The sequence below is a fragment of the Pontibacillus salipaludis genome (assembly GCF_014642405.1).
GTDB lineage: Bacteria > Bacillota > Bacilli > Bacillales > BH030062 > Pontibacillus > Pontibacillus salipaludis.
Window position 1 is genome coordinate 84727 of record NZ_BMIN01000005.1, and the last position, 17452, is coordinate 102178.

The 17452-nt window shown below is 44.4% G+C and carries 16 protein-coding genes; 12 read left to right on the plus strand and 4 right to left on the minus strand.

Annotated features, from left to right (window positions below; all coding sequences use genetic code 11):
* Positions 1–547: 547 nt before the first annotated feature.
* From IEW76_RS07625 to IEW76_RS07640, 4 genes are all read left to right on the plus strand, one after another.
* Entirely contained in the window at positions 548–1744 is a 1197-nt protein-coding gene (locus IEW76_RS07625; RefSeq protein WP_188652487.1) for a hypothetical protein, read from the plus strand.
* 15 nt (positions 1745–1759) lie between these two features.
* The gene (locus tag IEW76_RS07630; protein ID WP_188652489.1) at positions 1760–3013 is read left to right on the plus strand and encodes a metal-dependent hydrolase family protein; all 1254 of its coding nucleotides are present in this window, start codon (positions 1760–1762) and stop codon (positions 3011–3013) included.
* Between the two features lie 91 nt (positions 3014–3104).
* Complete coding sequence (locus tag IEW76_RS07635) at positions 3105–3260, plus strand: hypothetical protein (protein ID WP_188652491.1); 156 nt, start codon at positions 3105–3107, stop codon at positions 3258–3260.
* Positions 3261–3401: 141 nt separating this feature from the next.
* A complete protein-coding gene (locus IEW76_RS07640) occupies positions 3402–5201 on the plus strand; it encodes a S9 family peptidase (RefSeq protein WP_229721157.1) in 1800 nt (599 codons plus the stop codon).
* Between the two features lie 108 nt (positions 5202–5309).
* Here the strand turns inward: IEW76_RS07640 and IEW76_RS07645 are convergent, their stop codons facing one another.
* On the minus strand, positions 5310–5549 hold the full coding sequence (locus IEW76_RS07645; RefSeq protein WP_188652495.1) for a hypothetical protein: 240 nt from the start codon (positions 5547–5549) through the stop codon (positions 5310–5312).
* 460 nt (positions 5550–6009) lie between these two features.
* On the opposite strand from IEW76_RS07645, the gene IEW76_RS07650 reads away from it, so the two are divergent.
* From IEW76_RS07650 to IEW76_RS07665, 4 genes are all read left to right on the plus strand, one after another.
* The gene (locus IEW76_RS07650) at positions 6010–6546 is read left to right on the plus strand and encodes a hypothetical protein (RefSeq protein ID WP_188652505.1); all 537 of its coding nucleotides are present in this window, start codon (positions 6010–6012) and stop codon (positions 6544–6546) included.
* Between the two features lie 402 nt (positions 6547–6948).
* Positions 6949–8010: a M42 family metallopeptidase gene (locus IEW76_RS07655; RefSeq protein ID WP_188652507.1), complete on the plus strand. Its 1062-nt coding sequence runs from the start codon at positions 6949–6951 to the stop codon at positions 8008–8010.
* 20 nt (positions 8011–8030) lie between these two features.
* Positions 8031–8585, plus strand: a complete 555-nt coding sequence (locus IEW76_RS07660) for an NAD(P)H-dependent oxidoreductase (protein ID WP_188652509.1) — start codon at positions 8031–8033, stop codon at positions 8583–8585.
* Positions 8586–8766: 181 nt separating this feature from the next.
* Positions 8767–10743 (plus strand): ATP-dependent helicase, encoded by a 1977-nt coding sequence (locus IEW76_RS07665; protein ID WP_188652511.1) that lies wholly within the window; start codon positions 8767–8769, stop codon positions 10741–10743.
* 88 nt (positions 10744–10831) lie between these two features.
* On the opposite strand, the gene IEW76_RS20955 is transcribed toward IEW76_RS07665, so the two are convergent.
* Complete coding sequence (locus IEW76_RS20955; RefSeq protein WP_268235055.1) at positions 10832–10960, minus strand: hypothetical protein; 129 nt, start codon at positions 10958–10960, stop codon at positions 10832–10834.
* Between the two features lie 248 nt (positions 10961–11208).
* On the opposite strand from IEW76_RS20955, the gene IEW76_RS07670 reads away from it, so the two are divergent.
* A complete protein-coding gene (locus IEW76_RS07670) occupies positions 11209–12210 on the plus strand; it encodes a LacI family DNA-binding transcriptional regulator (protein WP_188652513.1) in 1002 nt (333 codons plus the stop codon).
* A gap of 50 nt (positions 12211–12260) precedes the next feature.
* Complete coding sequence (locus IEW76_RS07675; RefSeq protein WP_188652515.1) at positions 12261–13946, plus strand: glycoside hydrolase family 13 protein; 1686 nt, start codon at positions 12261–12263, stop codon at positions 13944–13946.
* A gap of 72 nt (positions 13947–14018) precedes the next feature.
* Here the strand turns inward: IEW76_RS07675 and IEW76_RS07680 are convergent, their stop codons facing one another.
* Both IEW76_RS07680 and IEW76_RS07685 read right to left on the minus strand, forming a co-directional pair.
* The gene (locus IEW76_RS07680; protein WP_188652517.1) at positions 14019–14444 is read right to left on the minus strand and encodes a hypothetical protein; all 426 of its coding nucleotides are present in this window, start codon (positions 14442–14444) and stop codon (positions 14019–14021) included.
* Positions 14445–14486: 42 nt separating this feature from the next.
* A complete protein-coding gene (locus IEW76_RS07685; protein WP_188652519.1) occupies positions 14487–14687 on the minus strand; it encodes a helix-turn-helix transcriptional regulator in 201 nt (66 codons plus the stop codon).
* Positions 14688–15286: 599 nt separating this feature from the next.
* On the opposite strand from IEW76_RS07685, the gene IEW76_RS07690 reads away from it, so the two are divergent.
* Both IEW76_RS07690 and IEW76_RS07695 read left to right on the plus strand, forming a co-directional pair.
* Positions 15287–16819: a flotillin family protein gene (locus tag IEW76_RS07690; RefSeq protein ID WP_188652521.1), complete on the plus strand. Its 1533-nt coding sequence runs from the start codon at positions 15287–15289 to the stop codon at positions 16817–16819.
* A 234-nt stretch (positions 16820–17053) separates the two neighbouring features.
* Positions 17054–17422 (plus strand): ArsR/SmtB family transcription factor, encoded by a 369-nt coding sequence (locus IEW76_RS07695; protein ID WP_308422057.1) that lies wholly within the window; start codon positions 17054–17056, stop codon positions 17420–17422.
* The last annotated feature ends 30 nt before the right edge of the window (positions 17423–17452 follow it).

Sequence of the window (17452 nt, forward strand, 5' to 3'; positions counted from 1 at the left end):
GTGATTAGGCCGTCCTCGCTCGCAATTAAGCCGTGCGCCCGCGTGATTAGGCCGTCCTCGCTCGCAATTAAGCCGTTCGCCTGCGTAATCAGGCCGTGCTCGCTCGTAATTAAGCCGTTCGTCCGCGTAATTAGGCCGTTCTCGCTCGCAATTAAGCCGTTCGCCTGCGTAATTAGGCCGTCCTCGCTCGCAATTAAGCCGTGCTCCGGCGTGATTAGGCCGTCCTCGCTCGCAATTAAGCCGTGCTCCGGCGTGATTAGGCCGTCCTCGCTCGTAATTAAGCCGTGCGCCCGCGCAATCAGGCCGTGCTCCCGCGTAATTAGGCCATGCGCCAGGGGGAATCAGGCTGTCCCCGCTCTCATTTAGGCCGTCCTCCCAACCCAACCGATCTCCACAAATCTATTTTTTCTCTTTCTTTTCTGAATATTATGTATTGCCACACAACTATAAAGCTCGTATACTCATCATCACATTCTTTTAACGGAATCTTCCTTGTGAGGGATTCCAAATACGTCTTTATACATATTTTTGAAAGTAGGTGGAACGAATGAACGCAGTAGTGGCAAGTTTAATCATGGTTGGCGTTTTAGCCGTTGGAGAGATGGTGTCGTTTAAGACCCGAGCGAAGCTTCCGAGTTTGTTGGTGGCATCGGTTCTCTTCTATATATTAGTTCAATCCGGAGTGGTTCCATCGAATATTATTGAATCCACGACCTTAACCGCAATCGGTACGGTGATGATCCCGATCTTGCTTGTGCACCTTGGCACAACCGTTCCGCTTGAAGGGTTAAAGCAACAATATAAAGCGGTCATTATTTCATTGACAGGCCTTGTATTTTCGGTTCTTTTAATCTTGTTTGTGATCCCGATCTTCTTTGATTTTGAATCAGCCGTAGCAGGCGCGGGGCCTCTGACAGGTGGCTTAATTGCTTATCTTGTTACGTCAGATGCTCTTAAGGAGATGGGCTTTGAGAACCTCGTAACGATCGCAATTTGTGTGTATATTTTACAAAAGATTATGGGTATGCCGGTGACGTCTTACCTACTCAGAAAATACGCGTATTACTTTAAAGAGTCAGGCGCAGCAGAGCGTCACATGGCAGCTTCTGTTGTAGCGGATGCAAGCTATGAAGATGAGGAAGCAGAAGCGACCGATCAGGAATCTTCTAAACGCTATCTGTTACCACAGCACTATTTAGATAGTCCGTTTATCTTGTTATTCATGATTTTAATTGCGGGTACGATCGCGTATGGACTTGGAGAAGTGACTGGGATTCACCAAAGTATTTATGGCTTAATCATTGGTATTGCTGGTTCTTACTTTGGCATCTTCCCGCCAAAAGCACTAGAGCGCGCGAACGCGTTTGGTCTTGCGATGGTGAGCTTACTTTTAATTGTGCTTGGTTCACTGGCAGATGTGACGCCAGCTCAAATCTGGGACGTGCTTCCGGTGATCTTCTCTGTTATTGCAATCGGTACGGCAGGACTTGTTGTTGGTGGCTTGATCGCATCAAAATTCCTGAAATGGCATCCGTACAAAGGGATTTCTGTTGCGCTAACGGCGCTTTACGGATTCCCGGCTGATTATCTTTTAGCTCAAGAGGTCAGTCGTAGTGTTGGCGAAACGGAAGAGGAACAGAATGCAATCTTTGATGATATCTTATCTCCGATGTTGATTGGCGGGTTCGTATCCGTATCATCAGCTTCGATCATCATCGCGAGTTTCTTAGTGAAATTACTGTAAGAGGAGTGTCTTGAAATGGAATTAACGCTAATCAAGAATGGAACAGTCATAGATGGAACGGGCGGAGAACCTGTAAAGAAAGACATTCTCATCCGCGACAATCGCATTGAAGCACTAGGGCAGCCTAGTGAACTTCCAGAACCAAGTGAAGGAACCGTTGTGGATGCTGAAGGGAAATATGTGTTGCCTGGGCTTATCGATACCCACGTTCATTTGATGTTCGAATTAGAGGACGGCAACGACACGGTGGAGGAGCCATTTTCGCTTAAGTTTTATAAAACGGTTCACAATATGAAGAAAACGCTCGATGCTGGTATTACAACCGTGCGGGACTGCGGCTTCACAGATGCTGGGGTGAAAGATGCGGTGCAAAAAGGGCTCGCACAAGGTCCTCGCATGCAGCTAAGCATTGTGCCGATGACGATTACAGGCGGGCACGGAGACAAATGGATGCTATCAGGAATTGATAATTCACAGCGCAGTTATCCAGGTATGCCGGATGGTCGCTGTGACGGTGTTGAAGAAGTCCGGAAGAAATCGCGTGAGATCTTGCGTGCTGGGGCAGATGTGCTAAAAGTACACGCAACAGGTGGCGTGTTCAGTCCGACAGACCATCCTGAATTTACGCAGTACACGGAAGAAGAGCTTCGCGTTATGGTACAAGAAGGGGAATACCGCCGTGGTACAAAAGTGATGGCACACGCTCAAGGGGCAGAAGGAATTAAGAACGCTGTTCGAGCAGGGATTCACTCGATTGAGCACGGGATCTTTTTAGATGATGAGGCGATCAAGCTGATGCTAGAAAACGGAACGTACCTTGTACCGACATTACTCGCTCCGTTATCTGTGATCGAAGCGAGCGAGCGCTCTGATAAGATTCCAGAATATGCAGCTCAAAAAGCAAAAGATGTGTACGAGCAGCATAAAGAGAGTATCGCAAAAGCGTATCAGGCCGGAGTGAAAATCGCGATGGGAACGGATGCTGGCGTGATGCGTCACGGAACAAACCTTCGTGAACTTGGGCTCATGGTCGACGCGGGCATGTCCCCAGAAGACACGATTAAAGCAACAACCAAAGTCGCAGCTGAGTGCATGGGCTGGGGCGATGAGCTTGGTACGTTAGAAGAAGGCAAGCTCGCTGACATAATCGTGACGAAGACAAATCCTTTGAAAAATGTTCGAAACCTTGAGAAGCAAGAGAACATTGCCTTTGTGATGAAAGACGGGAAAGTGGAAAAGGATCGGTTGAAGAAGCCTGTGAGAGTGTAAGATTGAACGTTGAACCCAGATGAGGCTGGTCGCCTTATCTGGGTTTTTACTATGTTATAATGGAAAAAAATGAAAAGTGGGGGGTGAGGAAATGTGGTTCATGGTCTTGTTTACGTTTTTGGTTCTATTTGCTCTAACGTCCTCGTTTAATATTTTATTAAAGACAACGGAAAAGAAGCATTGGGTTATTTCCTTTTTCCTTAGTGTTGGTTTATCCGTTATTTTTACAGTGGGTCTTGCAGGGTAACTCATTCTTGATCACATCCATTTAGGGTGTGATCTGTTTTTGTGAACCGAAGGGAAGAGCTGGTTATAAAGAGGAATTCGGGATCGTTAAGTTGAAATGTGTAGAAGTAACGATATGGAATTTTTAAGGAGGAATCAATTGATGCAGTTTAAAAAGCCAGATGTTGAGCAATTTTTTCAAACGTATGGGATCCAAACGTTTGCTGTCAGTCCGGATGAAACGCAGCTTGTCTTTAGTACGAACTTAAACGGTAAGTATAACGTGTGGGGGATGGATTTACCGAATACATTTCCTTACCCGTTAACGTTTCATAATCAAAGTACGGACGAACTTGTCTATAGTGAAAAGGGTGATTATGTTCTAGCGGTTAGTGATGAGGATGGGGATGAAGATGGGCAAATCTATGCCATTCCCTCACAAGGTGGAGAGCTTAAGCCGGTACGTAAAGTGGAAGGAGCTAAACACTTCGGCCCGATGCTTTCAGAGGACGGCAAGCGTTTGTTCTACACATCGACTAAAGATGATCCTACCTTTATGAAATCGTATGTGTATCATCTTGACACAGATAAGGAAGAAATCATTTTACACGGGGATAAGGGGGCGACCGCTCTTATCGATAAGAGTCCTTCAGAGGAGCGATTTCTTTATTTCAAATTTTTCGCTAACACCTATACCCTTGCCTATGTAAAGTCTGGCGAAGAGGACCTTCTTCTTACCCCGGAAACAGAAGATCAGCATACGGTCTCTGGTGGTGTGTTTGTGTCGGAGTCTGAAATTTATCTGATCACGAATTATAATAGTGACTTCTCTTATTTAAGTAGATATAACATAGATGCGAAGACTTTCGAAAGAGTACTTAAGCTCGAGAAGGAAGATTTAGTGGATGTGAAGTTTGATGAATCAACGGACTCCTTGTATCTTGTTAGTCAAAAAGGTGTCAGAACTTATTTATACAACTACGACTTGAAGGCTCAACGAGTAGAGCGAATTGAAGCACCTGTCAGCATAATAGATGAGATCGTCGTCGCTCGTTCTGGAAGTATTTATGTGCGCGGGAATGATGCAACGGTTCCGATGAACATCTATAAGAGGGAAGGGGAGCGCTGGGTTACGCTTACAAACTTCGGTGTTCCGGGAGTAAAAGAAGAAGAATTGATTGCCCCTGAAGTGGTCACCTATCCGTCCTTTGACGGCCTTCCAATTGAGGCGCTTTTATATCGTCCGAAAAAAGAAGTAGATAATGGGCATACGATTCTATGGCCGCACGGGGGGCCACAGGCAGCAGAGCAAGTCAGGTTCCGCTCTTTATTCTCGTTTCTTGTGTATTCTGGCTACACGTTGTTTGCTCCGAATTTCAGAGGATCAACAGGATATGGGCTTGAGTTTGTGAAGAAAGTTGAAGGAGATTGGGGAGGCGGTCCTCGTCTTGATAACGTGGCTGGATTGGAGTGGCTGCTCGAGCAAGGCTACGCCTCACGCGATAAGATCTTTTTAATGGGCGGTAGCTACGGAGGTTATATGGCGTTATTGCTTCATGGACGAAACGGAGACTATTTTAAAGCTGTAGTTGATATTTTTGGGCCAAGTGATTTATTTAGCTTTATCGATTCTGTTCCTGAACATTGGAAGCCGGCAATGGCTCAAATTGTTGGAGACCCAATTAAGGATAAGGAGAAGTTAACAGAGGATTCTCCTATTCAATATGTGGATTCAATGGCCAAGCCGATGCTTGTCATTCAAGGGGCTAAGGACCCTCGTGTCGTACAGGCAGAATCGGATCAGCTTGTTGCTGCCTTGAAAGAGAAAGGGCGCGATGTGGAGTATATTGTGTTAGAAGATGAGGGCCATGGATTTTCGAAGAAGGAAAATGAGATGATGGTGTACCGAAAAGTGCTGGAGTTTTTGGAGCAGCATGTCGGGGTTGGTGTGGTGAAGAGTTAGGCGCATAATAGTTACTCTGGGGTCTGACACTAGACTTGTAAACTAGGAATCACACAAAAACGCTTCAAACCTATCAATAGGTTTGAAGCGTTTTTCTTCGCTATGACGTTAGTAGATGATAAGCACTAATAGAGCAGTCACAATAGGTAGAGGCAGCCATCCGTAGTCAAGCATCTTGTTGTTGGTGTGACGATCCATGTTATGTTTTTGTGTCAGGTGTTGAATGAGGCTGTATGTTGCAGAGATGAGGAAAAAGTTAAGATAATCTAATGTATTGGTCATTAAAAGAGACAAGATAACCACACAATAGATGATTGCGCGAAGCATCGGTAATTTAATAAGAGACATGGACTCACTCCTGGTCGTATTAGTGAAGCATGGTTTCATTGATTATAGAAAATTATTTTAGTATTTCTAAAATATGTAACAACCTAAGCCCGATGTTCTCAAATTATGAAATGGATTTCAATGTTCTTATTGTCTGCTAAAAGACAAAATTCTTATGTCAGCATACTTGGCTATTAGTATGAAAAGGCTTTCCCTACTATACTTAATAATGGTTCTATTATCTGACTATTTAGCGAAAGAAAATGGATCTTGTCATACAAGATCTTCCTCTTTATAATTTGTATGTACCTTGTTTAATAGAAACGTTCTGTTGAGATGTTTATACATGTCTTTAATCAGACAATAAAAGATAAGGTTGTATCGGTTGGCTAGCTCTCTAATGAAAGGATGAGACCCTCATACATGGGAGTCTGATGGACTTCAAAGGAAGGCTGGTTCTATATTGAGGAGGAACATGCTTATGGCATTACCAATTGAGGGAAATTGGTTCACCAAATTTGTAAACGTATTTATGGGCGTGATCGGAATACTATTTGTATCCGCAGCGCTTGACGGGACGATTAAACTTTCTATCTATGAATGTATTGGGTATCCGCTTGCTGCCATTCTATTTGCGTGGGCAGGACGTAAAGGATCGGAAAGTGAGGCAGGTAAATCTGTAAGTGACTATGCGGTTAGATTGTTACCGATTGTGCTGATTATTGTTACTTATTATACAGACCAGGCACTTGGTGGAACGCTTATAAAGATTGAAGAACCTTGGAGTGCCTTTACGGCTCTCATCATCGGTGTACTGTTAGTTTTATATTTTGCAAGATGGATTGGATTAGCATACAGTGTAATCATCTTAGCTCTAGCGTTTGCGTTTGAGTTGTTTGTAGATGCATTTGAATTCGCGGATGACGACTGGAATGTATATATGTACGTCTTGGCACTCGTGCTCATCTTCTTCCTGTTTGGGAAGACAGATGATCGTAACAATAGTGCTAATATGTAGGAAAACCCTCGTTATGACACTCGTCATAACGAGGGTTTTTTAATGCTTTAGCGCTGTGCAGAGAAGACGGGTGTCAGGCACGCTTTAGTGCTGTGCAGAGAAGCAGGGTGCCAGGCACGCTTTAGCGCTGTGCAGAGAAGCAGGGTGCCAGACACGCTTTAGCGCTGTGCAGAGAAGACGGGTGCCAGACACGCTTTAGTGCTGTGCAGAGAAGCAGGGTGCCAGACACGCTTTAGCGCTGTGCAGAGAAGCAGGGTGCCAGACACGCTTTAGCGCTGTGCAGAGAAGCAGGGTGCCAGACACCCTTTAATACTGTGCAGCGATGAGGTGGGGCGTTTGTGTTGCGGGGAGTAGTCAGAAAGTTTATACTTTTTTCGAATTCATTTGTGAAGGGGTGAGAGTATGGAGAAGTTGTTGAAGACGTTAACGGAACTGCATGGACCTAGTGGTTATGAGCAGGAGGTTTCGTATTACATACAGGAGAAGATGAGGTCTGTGCTTGATGAGGTGACAGTGGACGGCATTGGCAATGTGACGGCTCGTATGAAAGGCAGTAAGCCAGGACCTACCGTTTTAGTGACGGCTCATATGGACGAGGTCGGGTTTATTGTGAAGAAGATTGAGCCCAATGGCCTTCTCAGGTTCGAGAAGCTTGGAGGGCATGATGACCGGATTTTGTTGGCGCAGAAGGTACGAGTTAAAGGTCGTTATGGCTTGAAGCGGGGAGTTATTGGGACAATCCCAGCGCATTATCAAAAGTTTGATGATGCAGGGCGCGTGCGTAAACATCATGAACTGTATATTGACGTTGGTGCTCGTTCGAAAGAAGAAGTCGCAAAGCTTGGAATTGATGTGGGTAGCACGGTGACGTGGGCTTCTGAGCTTGAGTATTTGGGGGACGAAGAGACGGGTAGGTTTGTTGGAAAGTCGCTTGATGACCGCGCTGGCTGTGCCGTCTTAATGAAACTAGTTGAGGAGCTTAAGGATCGTGATTTTGCCGGAGAAGTTGTTGCCCTCTTTACTGTTCAAGAAGAGGTTGGACTTCGGGGAGCTCAAGTCGGTCTAGCACCCGTTGGTTGTGACGTAGCGATTGCCCTTGATGCTACGGTAACAAGTGATACGCTAGAGGCATTGCTCGACGACACACTTCAACTTGGAGGTGGAGCAGGCATTAAAATTCTCGACATGAGCTTAATTGCTCACCCAACTGTAAAAGATCATTTTATACAGCTTGCTGAGAAAGAGAGCATACCTTATCAACCTGAGCTGTTCACAGGTATTGGGACAGATGGAGGGGCAGTTGCCCTTGCGAATAAAGGAGTACCGACTGGTGTTCTATCTATCCCCTCTCGCTACTCTCATGCGCCGGTAGAAGTGATAGATATGGAAGATTTGAGGGCTGTACAGCAGTTGTTAGTGGCTTTTGTGAAAGGGAATGATGAAGAGTCAACGTTTGCGTTTTAAAACATGAGAGGAGGGAGAACATGAACGTTCTCATTATTAATGGGCATGAGTACTATGAGCATTCAAAGGGACGGTTGAATGATACGATGTTTGAAGAGTTAATCCACCTTTTCCAGTCTGACTTTGAAGTGGAAACAAGCGTCCTTAAAGACGGTTTCGATAAAGAGGAAGAACAAAACAAAGTATTCTGGGCTGATCTCATCATTTATCAAACGCCTATTTATAATTACAGCGTACCTGCGCTCTTTAAGAAATACATTGATGTTACACATGAGCACGGAGTGTATTTTAGCGGGGGCACAACTGAGTATGGAATTGGGGGAGGGTTATTAGGCGGAAAGCGTTACATGTTCTCGACAACATGGAACGCACCTGAACGAGCTTTCCACGACAAAGATCAATTTTTTGAAGGGAAAGGTGTGGATGACATCTTGTTTCATCTCCATTTAAGTCATAAGTATGCGGGGATGACGAGGGTGGACACCTTCTCATGTTTTGATGTGAAAAAGCATCCAGACATTGAGCGGTATCGGAATGATTTGGCAGACCATCTGAGGAAACATGTTTTGTCTTAAGTCTTCTCTAAACCGAACAAGGAGCAACAGTTTTTGAACCATACCGATCGAATACGCAACTATTGCCCTAGAATTTTGGAGAAAATAAAAGATAAAAGGTCCATCGTGCCTCGGGCAAGTAGACACCTTCTCTTCCTACCTTTACAATAGAAGCAATACCCTACGTAAAAGGAGAACGGATATGAGATTAAACGACAAACAGGAAGAAGCAGCGGGGCATTTACAAGGACCGATGCTCATTATTGCAGGAGCAGGTAGTGGAAAGACGACCGTTTTATCTCATCGAACGAAGCGTCTGATTGACACAGGAGTAGATCCCCGTTCGATTATGATGTTAACGTTTACGAATAAAGCTGTGCGCGGACTGCAGCAACAAGTGGCAAAGCGTGTAGGAGAAGAAGCGGCAGGTGAGGCGTGGATATCCACATTCCACCGTCTTGGTCTCCATATTACAGGAGAAGCTGACCCAACGCTTGTGACCCTTCACCCTGCTGGATCACGACAAGTTTTAAAGAAGATCGTCGAAGGGATGCACGTTGATGAAGAGGATGAAGACTTTGCGCGTCCAGCTAAGCTTCTCTCTCTGATTTCTTTGTTTAAAAGCGAGCTTGTTTTACCTTCTTATTTATATGATGGGGAAACGCTTGATGAGTATATTGATAGCAGTCGTGTCAAACGTATGATTCGGGACCAGATTGGGACAAGGGGACGCTTTGACTTGTTCCGGAAAGTGTATCATACGTATCAGTACATTTTAGATGAATACGGGCAGATGGATCTTGATGATATTTTGTTAAAAAGCGTCTTGTTCCTGTCGGAGAGTAGAGATTTATTAAGTGATCTTCAAGGGCGTTTTCAGTACTTTATGATCGATGAGTTTCAGGATACGAACCGGGCGCAGTATGTGTTGGCTCAATTGCTTTCTGAACACACGCGCAATTTAGCGATTGTCGGGGATGATTTTCAGTCGATCTATGCGTTTCGTGGGAGCGACATGCGGAACATTTTAGACTTTGACAAGCACTACCCGGATGCCTTTACGGTAAGGCTTGAAGAGAATTATCGCTCGACGCCTGTCATTTTAGAAGCGGCCAATCAGCTCATTGCTCATAACCAAGACCAAAAGGAGAAAACCCTGTTCACTGGTCAGGAAGAAGGGGAGCGGCTCACGGGGTACCGTGGTGAAACCGTTCAAGATGAAGCGAAATGGGTGTCAGGTGAGATTAAGCGTCTTGTAAATGAAGGAGGATACAGCTACCAGGACATTGCGATCTTCTATCGTAGTCATTCTGATGGTAGCCTATTCGAAGTGGTTCTGCCTGAAGAGGAGATTCCATTTACCGTTGTGAAGGAAGGGAGCTTCTTCGAGCGAGAAGAGGTGAAAGATCTTCTTGCCTACGCCTTATTTGTAACCGACCCTCACGATACGTATTCGTTAAGAAGGATCATCAATACTCCAAAACGAGGCATTGGGAAGGCATCTGTTGATCGAATCGTCGAAGCTAAGACAGAAGACGTTGATTTTATTTCGCTCCTTGTAGAGGGTGAATTGCCTGGTGTGAAAGGAAAATCATTAGAGCGGGCTCGTGATTTTGGTAAGATTGCTGCGAGACTCCAGGACGGGGTTTCTAAAGTGGGCGTTGCGAAGTGGCTGAAAGCTTGTCTTCAACTGAGTGGTTATGATGAGATGCTTGAAGGACTTGAAGAAGGACAGCGAAGAGAGAAGCGCATTCACCTTGATAAGTTAGTTGAACTTGCTGGAGAGTTTGAAGCGAGCGAAGAGGCGCTTACGTTAGATGACTTTATTGAACGGGTGAAACGTACCGATGTTGATGCGACATTAACGGAAGATGAAGACTTTGACCGCGTACAGCTACTAACGGTGCACGCGTCTAAAGGACTTGAATTTCCGGTTGTCTTTGTCGTAGGTATGAAAGAAGAAGGATTTCCTTCTCCGTATGCAGCAAGTCCATTCGCAATCGAGGAAGAGCGCCGGATCTGTTACGTGGCCTTTACCCGTGCGAAAGACCGTTTATACCTCAGTTATCCTGCGAAAAAACAAGAAAAGAACGATGAGGGCGAGAAGGTGGAAGTCGAAACAACCCCATCTCGTTTCCTATCCGAATTCGACCCAAGCCTCATTAACTGGATGGAATAAGAGTACTGTATTACGGTAAAGAACAAAAGCGTGCCAGACACCCTTTGCTGCGTTAAAGCAAATATGGATGTCTGGCACGCTTTGTTTGTTACCCGTTTGTTTCAGGCTGGTTTAAGTATTTGGAATCAAAAGCGATGAGGACGACGTCGAGTTCATCTTCAAGTTTCTTCAGTTCCTGTAGCTTTTCCTTTGGCAATTCAGCATAATCAAAATCCATTAGGATCAACTCCTTTACGAGTAGTATGAGTTGATCTAAAGCACCTATACCCGAAGAATACAGCAATTTGAAATCCTTTATTACGATAAAGCGTGCCAGACACGCTTCAGTGCAGTAGAGGAATGCAGGGTGCCAGACACCCTTTAGTACTGTAGCGCTGGAAAGGATGTGGTGGTTGACGGTAATTGGGGCTAAGGGTATAGTAGAGATAGATTTACGAAAACGCTTACGTAAAAGCGGGTGATGGAATGAATCCAACTATTCAAGATGTGGCAAGGTTGGCCAATGTATCGATTGCGACGGTTTCAAGAGTACTTAATAATCAGCCTGGTTACTCAGAGAAAACGAAGCAAAAGGTGCTTGAGACCATTGAAGAGCTCGGGTATCAGCCGAATGCGATTGCACGAGGTCTTGTGAACCGGAAGACGAGTACAATCGGTGTACTATTTCCTAGTGTGTCCGGCTTATTATCAGCTGAGATTTTGCATGGTATTGAAGCAAAAGCGCATCAACACGGGAATAGTGTGATTGTGTGTAACACAGCCGAAAACCGGGAAAAGACGATCAAGTACTTGCAAGTTTTGCGTGAAAAGCGAGTGGATGGACTCATCTTTGTTAGTGAGGAAGTGACGGAAGAGTACTATGAGCTATTCCGTGGGATGGATATTCCCGTCGTGCTTGTATCGACCCAGTCTTATCAGTATCCGCTTCCCTATGTGAAAGTGGATGATCGTCATGCAGCATATGCGGCTACGAGACATCTGATTGAAGAGGGTCACACAAAGATCGGTATGATTGCAGGAAGTCCTGATGATCCGATTGCGGGTTCGCCGCGTATTGAAGGGTACCGGTTAGCTATGCGTGAAGCAGGGCGATCTCTTGAGGATAGCCTTGTTGAGACATGTTCAAGTTTTCAGTATAACGATGGAAAAAGCGGCTTCTCATCCTTAATGAACCGTCATCCTGAACTGACTGCTATTTTCGCAGCTAGTGATGAACTGGCAATAGGGGCCATATCAGCAGCTTACAAGGAATCGATTCGTATCCCGGACGATGTATCGATCGTTGGTTACGATAATTTACTTCTGGCTGAAATGTCCGTACCGCCTCTTACCACGATCGCTCAGCCATTCGGGCGTATGGGAGAACGGGCTGTTCAGATGATCATCGATTTAATGAATGGTGAAGAAGCGGAATCGACGATTTTGCCTCATGAGCTTGTGATTCGTGATTCCGTAAAACGCAGGTGAAAAATTTTGCTAATCAACGTAAACGTTTACGTTAAAGGGGAGGAAAATGTATGGCTAAACAATGGTGGAAAGAAAGTGTCGTCTATCAAATCTATCCGAGAAGTTTCAATGACAGTAATGGTGATGGAATTGGGGACATCCCAGGTATTATTGAGAAGCTTGATTACTTAAAAGAACTAGGTATTGATGTTATTTGGCTATCCCCTGTATATGATTCTCCGAATGATGACAATGGCTATGACATTCGTGATTATCAGGCGATCATGAACGAATTCGGGACAATGGCCGACTTCGACACATTACTCCATGAAGCACATAACCGTGGAATCAAAATTGTGATGGACCTTGTCGTCAATCATACATCTGATGAACATGCTTGGTTTGTCGAATCTAAGTCTTCAAAAGACAACCCGAAGCGCGATTATTATATATGGAAAGAAGGAAAAGGAGACGGGCCTCCAACGAACTGGGAATCGGCATTTAGCGGTTCTGCTTGGAAGTACGACGAAACGACTGGAGAGTACTTCCTGCACATCTTCTCTAAAAAGCAGCCAGACTTAAACTGGGAGAACCAAGACGTTCGTAAAGACGTGTATGACATGATGAAATGGTGGCTTGATAAAGGTATTGATGGGTTCCGGATGGACGTCATTAACTTTATTTCGAAAGACCCACGTTTCCCAGACGGTGAAGTTCATCCTGGCAAGCAGTACGGTGATGGAGGAAAGTACTTTATGAATGGTCCGCGTATTCATGAATTCCTTCATGAAATGAACCAGGAAGTCCTATCGAAGTATGACGTCATGACGGTTGGAGAGATGCCAGGAGCGACGCCGGATGAGGGGAAATTGTACACGGCAGATGACCGTGAGGAATTAAATATGGTCTTTCATTTTGAGCATATGGATATTGGCGGCGGTGAGCTTGGAAAGTGGACCCTTAATCCTTGGAAACTAACAGAATTGAAATCTATTCTTTCAAAATGGCAGTATGCGCTTGAGGAAGAAGGGTGGAACAGTCTGTACTGGAACAACCATGACCAGCCACGAGTCGTTTCTCGCTTCGGTAACGACGGCGAGTACCGTAAGAAGTCTGCGAAAATGCTTGCAACGTGTCTTCATATGATGAAAGGAACACCTTACATTTATCAGGGTGAAGAGATCGGCATGACTAACGTAGCCTTTGATCGGATTGAAGACTATGAGGATCTAGAGTCCTTAAATATGTACGAAGAGCGAGTGAATGATTTCGGGGAAGACCCAGGTTCAGTCCTTGAGCGCATCCACCACAGAGGCCGTGACAACGCTCGTACCCCGTTCCAATGGAATGCTAGTAAGAACGGTGGATTTACAGACGGAACCCCATGGCTTACTGTGAACCCGAACTATACGGAGATTAACGCAGAAGAAGCAGTGAACGATCCGGACTCTGTTTTCCATTTCTATAAAAAACTTATCGAGTTACGCAAATCGAACGACGTTGTCGTGTATGGACGTTACGATCTTCTGCTAGAAGATAATGAAGCGATTTATGCCTTCACCCGCACACTTGAATCTGATCAGCTGCTAGTGTTGTGTAACTTCACAGGTGAGAAGCAAACAGCAGAGCTTGATGACTTTTCTGGTAAGCAAGGTTCTGTGTTCTTAACGAACCGTGAAGGGCAAGTTGTTGACGCTGAAGATCTTAAGGAGGTTGAACTTGAGCCATATGAAGCGATGGTGTTTACAGTAAAATAAACAAGTAAAAGGCGTCGGAAGCTTGTTTGAGCTTCTGACGCTTTTTTTGTGTGGGAGTATAAGAATGCGATCTTACCCGTCTAGTTCTTCATCATGGCGCTGTTTCCGTAAGTAAAAAAGATAAGCGAATGGTGGAACACCACATATAAATATGACCCCACCTATCAAAACACCGGTTGTTACCCCTGAACTTAATGAGATGGCTACTCCGGCTGCTATTGCTATAAAAGTGACAACTATAATGGAAAGTATAAACCCTTTTTTAGGCGATTGTTGAGTTGGGTATTCGTCCACGCTTACGTTCATCGACAATAAGCTTGAGATAATAGCAGTGATCATAAAGACACTCCATAATGGATTGGCCATCATTCGATCCATGCCACCCTGAATAACGTCATACCCCAATATTCCTATAATACCAAGCGTTTGGATCACGTAAGCCGTTCGGATATTCTTCAAATTCTTCAACACTAACCGTTCATCTTTAATCTTTTTCATCACAATCACTCCTCCCTATCAATCCAAAATAATTCATCACAATCACTCCTCCCTATCAATCCAAAATAATTCATCCAATGTCTTCTGAACCGCATAGCAAATCTCAAGGCATAACTTTAACGAAGGATTGTACTTTCCCTTCTCAATCAAACTAATCGTCTGCCGCGTCACACCCACCTGCTCAGCTAACTGCGCTTGCGTTAAATCAACCTGCACACGAGCGACCTTTACATTGTTTTTCAACTTAACATCTCACCCCTTGCGAATAATGTAATGTATATCTTACATTATTCAATTTATATATTACATTATTTTTCTTTTTATTTCCAGTACCTTACATTGGATTTTGAAATTTATACACGGTCTCGTAAGAGTAGGATAAAATCTTAATGATTTAATTAATATGATTTTATATCTCGATAAGGTAACGTTTTGTTTACTCTAATTTAGGCAAAGGATGGCCGAGGAAAATGCGAGACTCCCGTGGAAAAACGGGCTCCCGAGATCCCGCAGAGAGCGGTAGCGAACGAGGAAGCTCGGGGTGAAATAGGGAAGTTCGACTAAGATCGTCACGTCCTGTGACAACGCCGAACGACCCCACATCATGTGGGGCCACAGGAAAGCGAGTGTTTTCCTCGGCCATCCTTATTCTCATCCCATGTAAACAAGACGTTTATATTAACCATAATTTAATAATAATTTTGAAAAAACCTGAAACCAAAGCCCACCCTTTTTCGGTAAATACTACTAAGAAACATACAATTTTTCCAAATGACCGGTCGACTGACTTGGAAAGGATTGCTACACTAATGTAGGAAAAGTAAAAAAATAGGGGGACTTTGATGTTACAAGGAGCAGTAATTTTTATTATTTTAGGCATTTTAGGAGCGCTGTTGTTAATCGGCGGAATCGTGACGTTTATTATTTTCCGTGTGCGTTACAAGACAGCTAGTTCCAATGAAGCACTCATTGTTACCGGACCAAAGCTTGGAGATCCGGAGCAAGAGAAGAACGTATTTGAGGATGACAATGGTCGTTCTGTTAAGATCATTCGCGGTGGCGGATATCGTCTTCGTATGTTCCAAACAGCAACACCGATTGATTTAACGTCATTCCAGCTACAGGTTAATTCTGATAAGGCGTATACGAAGGAAGGTATCCCGGTTCGGGTGCAAAGTACAGCCGTCATCAGTATCGGAAGTGAGCTTGAGATTATGGCAAACTTTGCGGAGAAATTCCTTGGTAAGAAGCAAAACGAACGTGAATCAGAGTTAAAGGACGTATTAAATGGTCACCTTCGCTCCATCATTGCCTCTCTTCCAATTGAGAAGATCTATAATGACTTTAAAGAAGTTAATACACAGGTGAAAAACATAGCAGAAGCCGACCTTAAGGGCATGGGTTTTGAAATCACTTCTTTTGCATTAAATGATGTAGAAGACGTGGATGAAGAGAATGGGTACATCGATGCTCTAGGTCGTCCACATATTGCCGAAGTTCAGAAGAATGCGGATATGGCAGAATCAGATGCTCGTAAGGAAACGCGCATCTACCAGGCGAAGAACGACCAGGAAGCACAAGACGAAGAAAACCGTCGCCTAACGGCCGTTGCGGAGTCAACAAAAGAGAAAGATATTCGCGAGGCTGAGTTCCAAAAAGATACGAACCGCGCTCGTGCTAATGCTGACCAAGCAGGAGAGCTTGAGAAGCAGAAGCTGGCTCAACAGGTGAAGGAAGAAGAGCTGAAAGTTCAGTATATTGAGAAGCAACGTGCCGTTGAGCTTGAAGAAGAAGAGAACAAACGTCGTCGCTCCATTGCGGATGCAGAAGCCTATGAGTTAACAAAACGCGCCCAAGCAGAAGCAGACCAAGAGCGCATTAAAGGTGAATCAGAAGCAGAAGTGATTCGCCAGCGGGGTATTGCAGAAGCTGAGTCCAAAGAACGCATGGCAAAAGCGATGGAATACTACGGCGAAGCAGCAATTATGGAAATGCTTATCTCTGTACTGCCTGAATACGCTGAGAAAGTGTCAGCCCCTCTATCTCAAATTAAAGACATGAAAGTGATCGACATGGGTGGATCGAATTCCCAAGGCGGTTCCTCTCGCGTCGCTAACAGCGTAACGTCAACGATGCTAGGAATCCAGGAATCTTTGAAAGAGACAACAGGAATGGATTTAAAAGCGATGCTTGAGAGCTATGTATCTCGTGGGAACGTGAACAATTTTGACCTGAATCCGGATCAGCACAAGCGGGAAGCATCTGCTACGAAGGAATCAGAAGAAGCACCTCAGTTTGAAGAAAACCAACCTTCCGCAAACGCGCAAGCAGAACCAGATTTAACGAGCGAAGAGGAAGATGAAGAACCGAAATAACAAGATTGAATTGCCTTGCATTCGTGCAGGGCAATTTTTTTGTTGGAGTGGATGTAAGTTGCTTGTGAGATCGGTTGATGTATTGAATGTTGATCCAATTCATGTTTATTGTTGATACTCCCGCAAGTTTTTTCATTCAAACGCATATTTGAATGAAAAATGTTGACGTTTTCTTAATTGGAACATAGACTATAAATACATATTCAAACGATCATTAGAATGAGGTGTCTTCCATTGAGTGAAAAAGTAATAAAAAAAGGGCATAACGATACATGTGACACGTTTTGTTACGATGAGGAACTGGTCCAGCGTGTTCAACCCCAGATCGAGAAAGCATCAGGTGTTGAACAGCTCTTTAAAGCCTTATCTGACAAAACACGTATGAAAATAGCCTATGCGTTAACGCTTGAGAAGGAACTCTGCGTGTGTGATGTGGCCAATATTATCGGTTCGACAACCGCAACGGCCTCTCATCATTTACGATTGCTTCGTGATATGAACCTGGCTAAATCACGAAAAGAAGGAAAACTCGTCTTTTACTCCTTAGCCGATGATCACGTACACCAGCTTGTATCGATTGCATTAATTCACGCGAACGAATAATAAAAACAATTGCTTTGGAAGAGAGGAGGA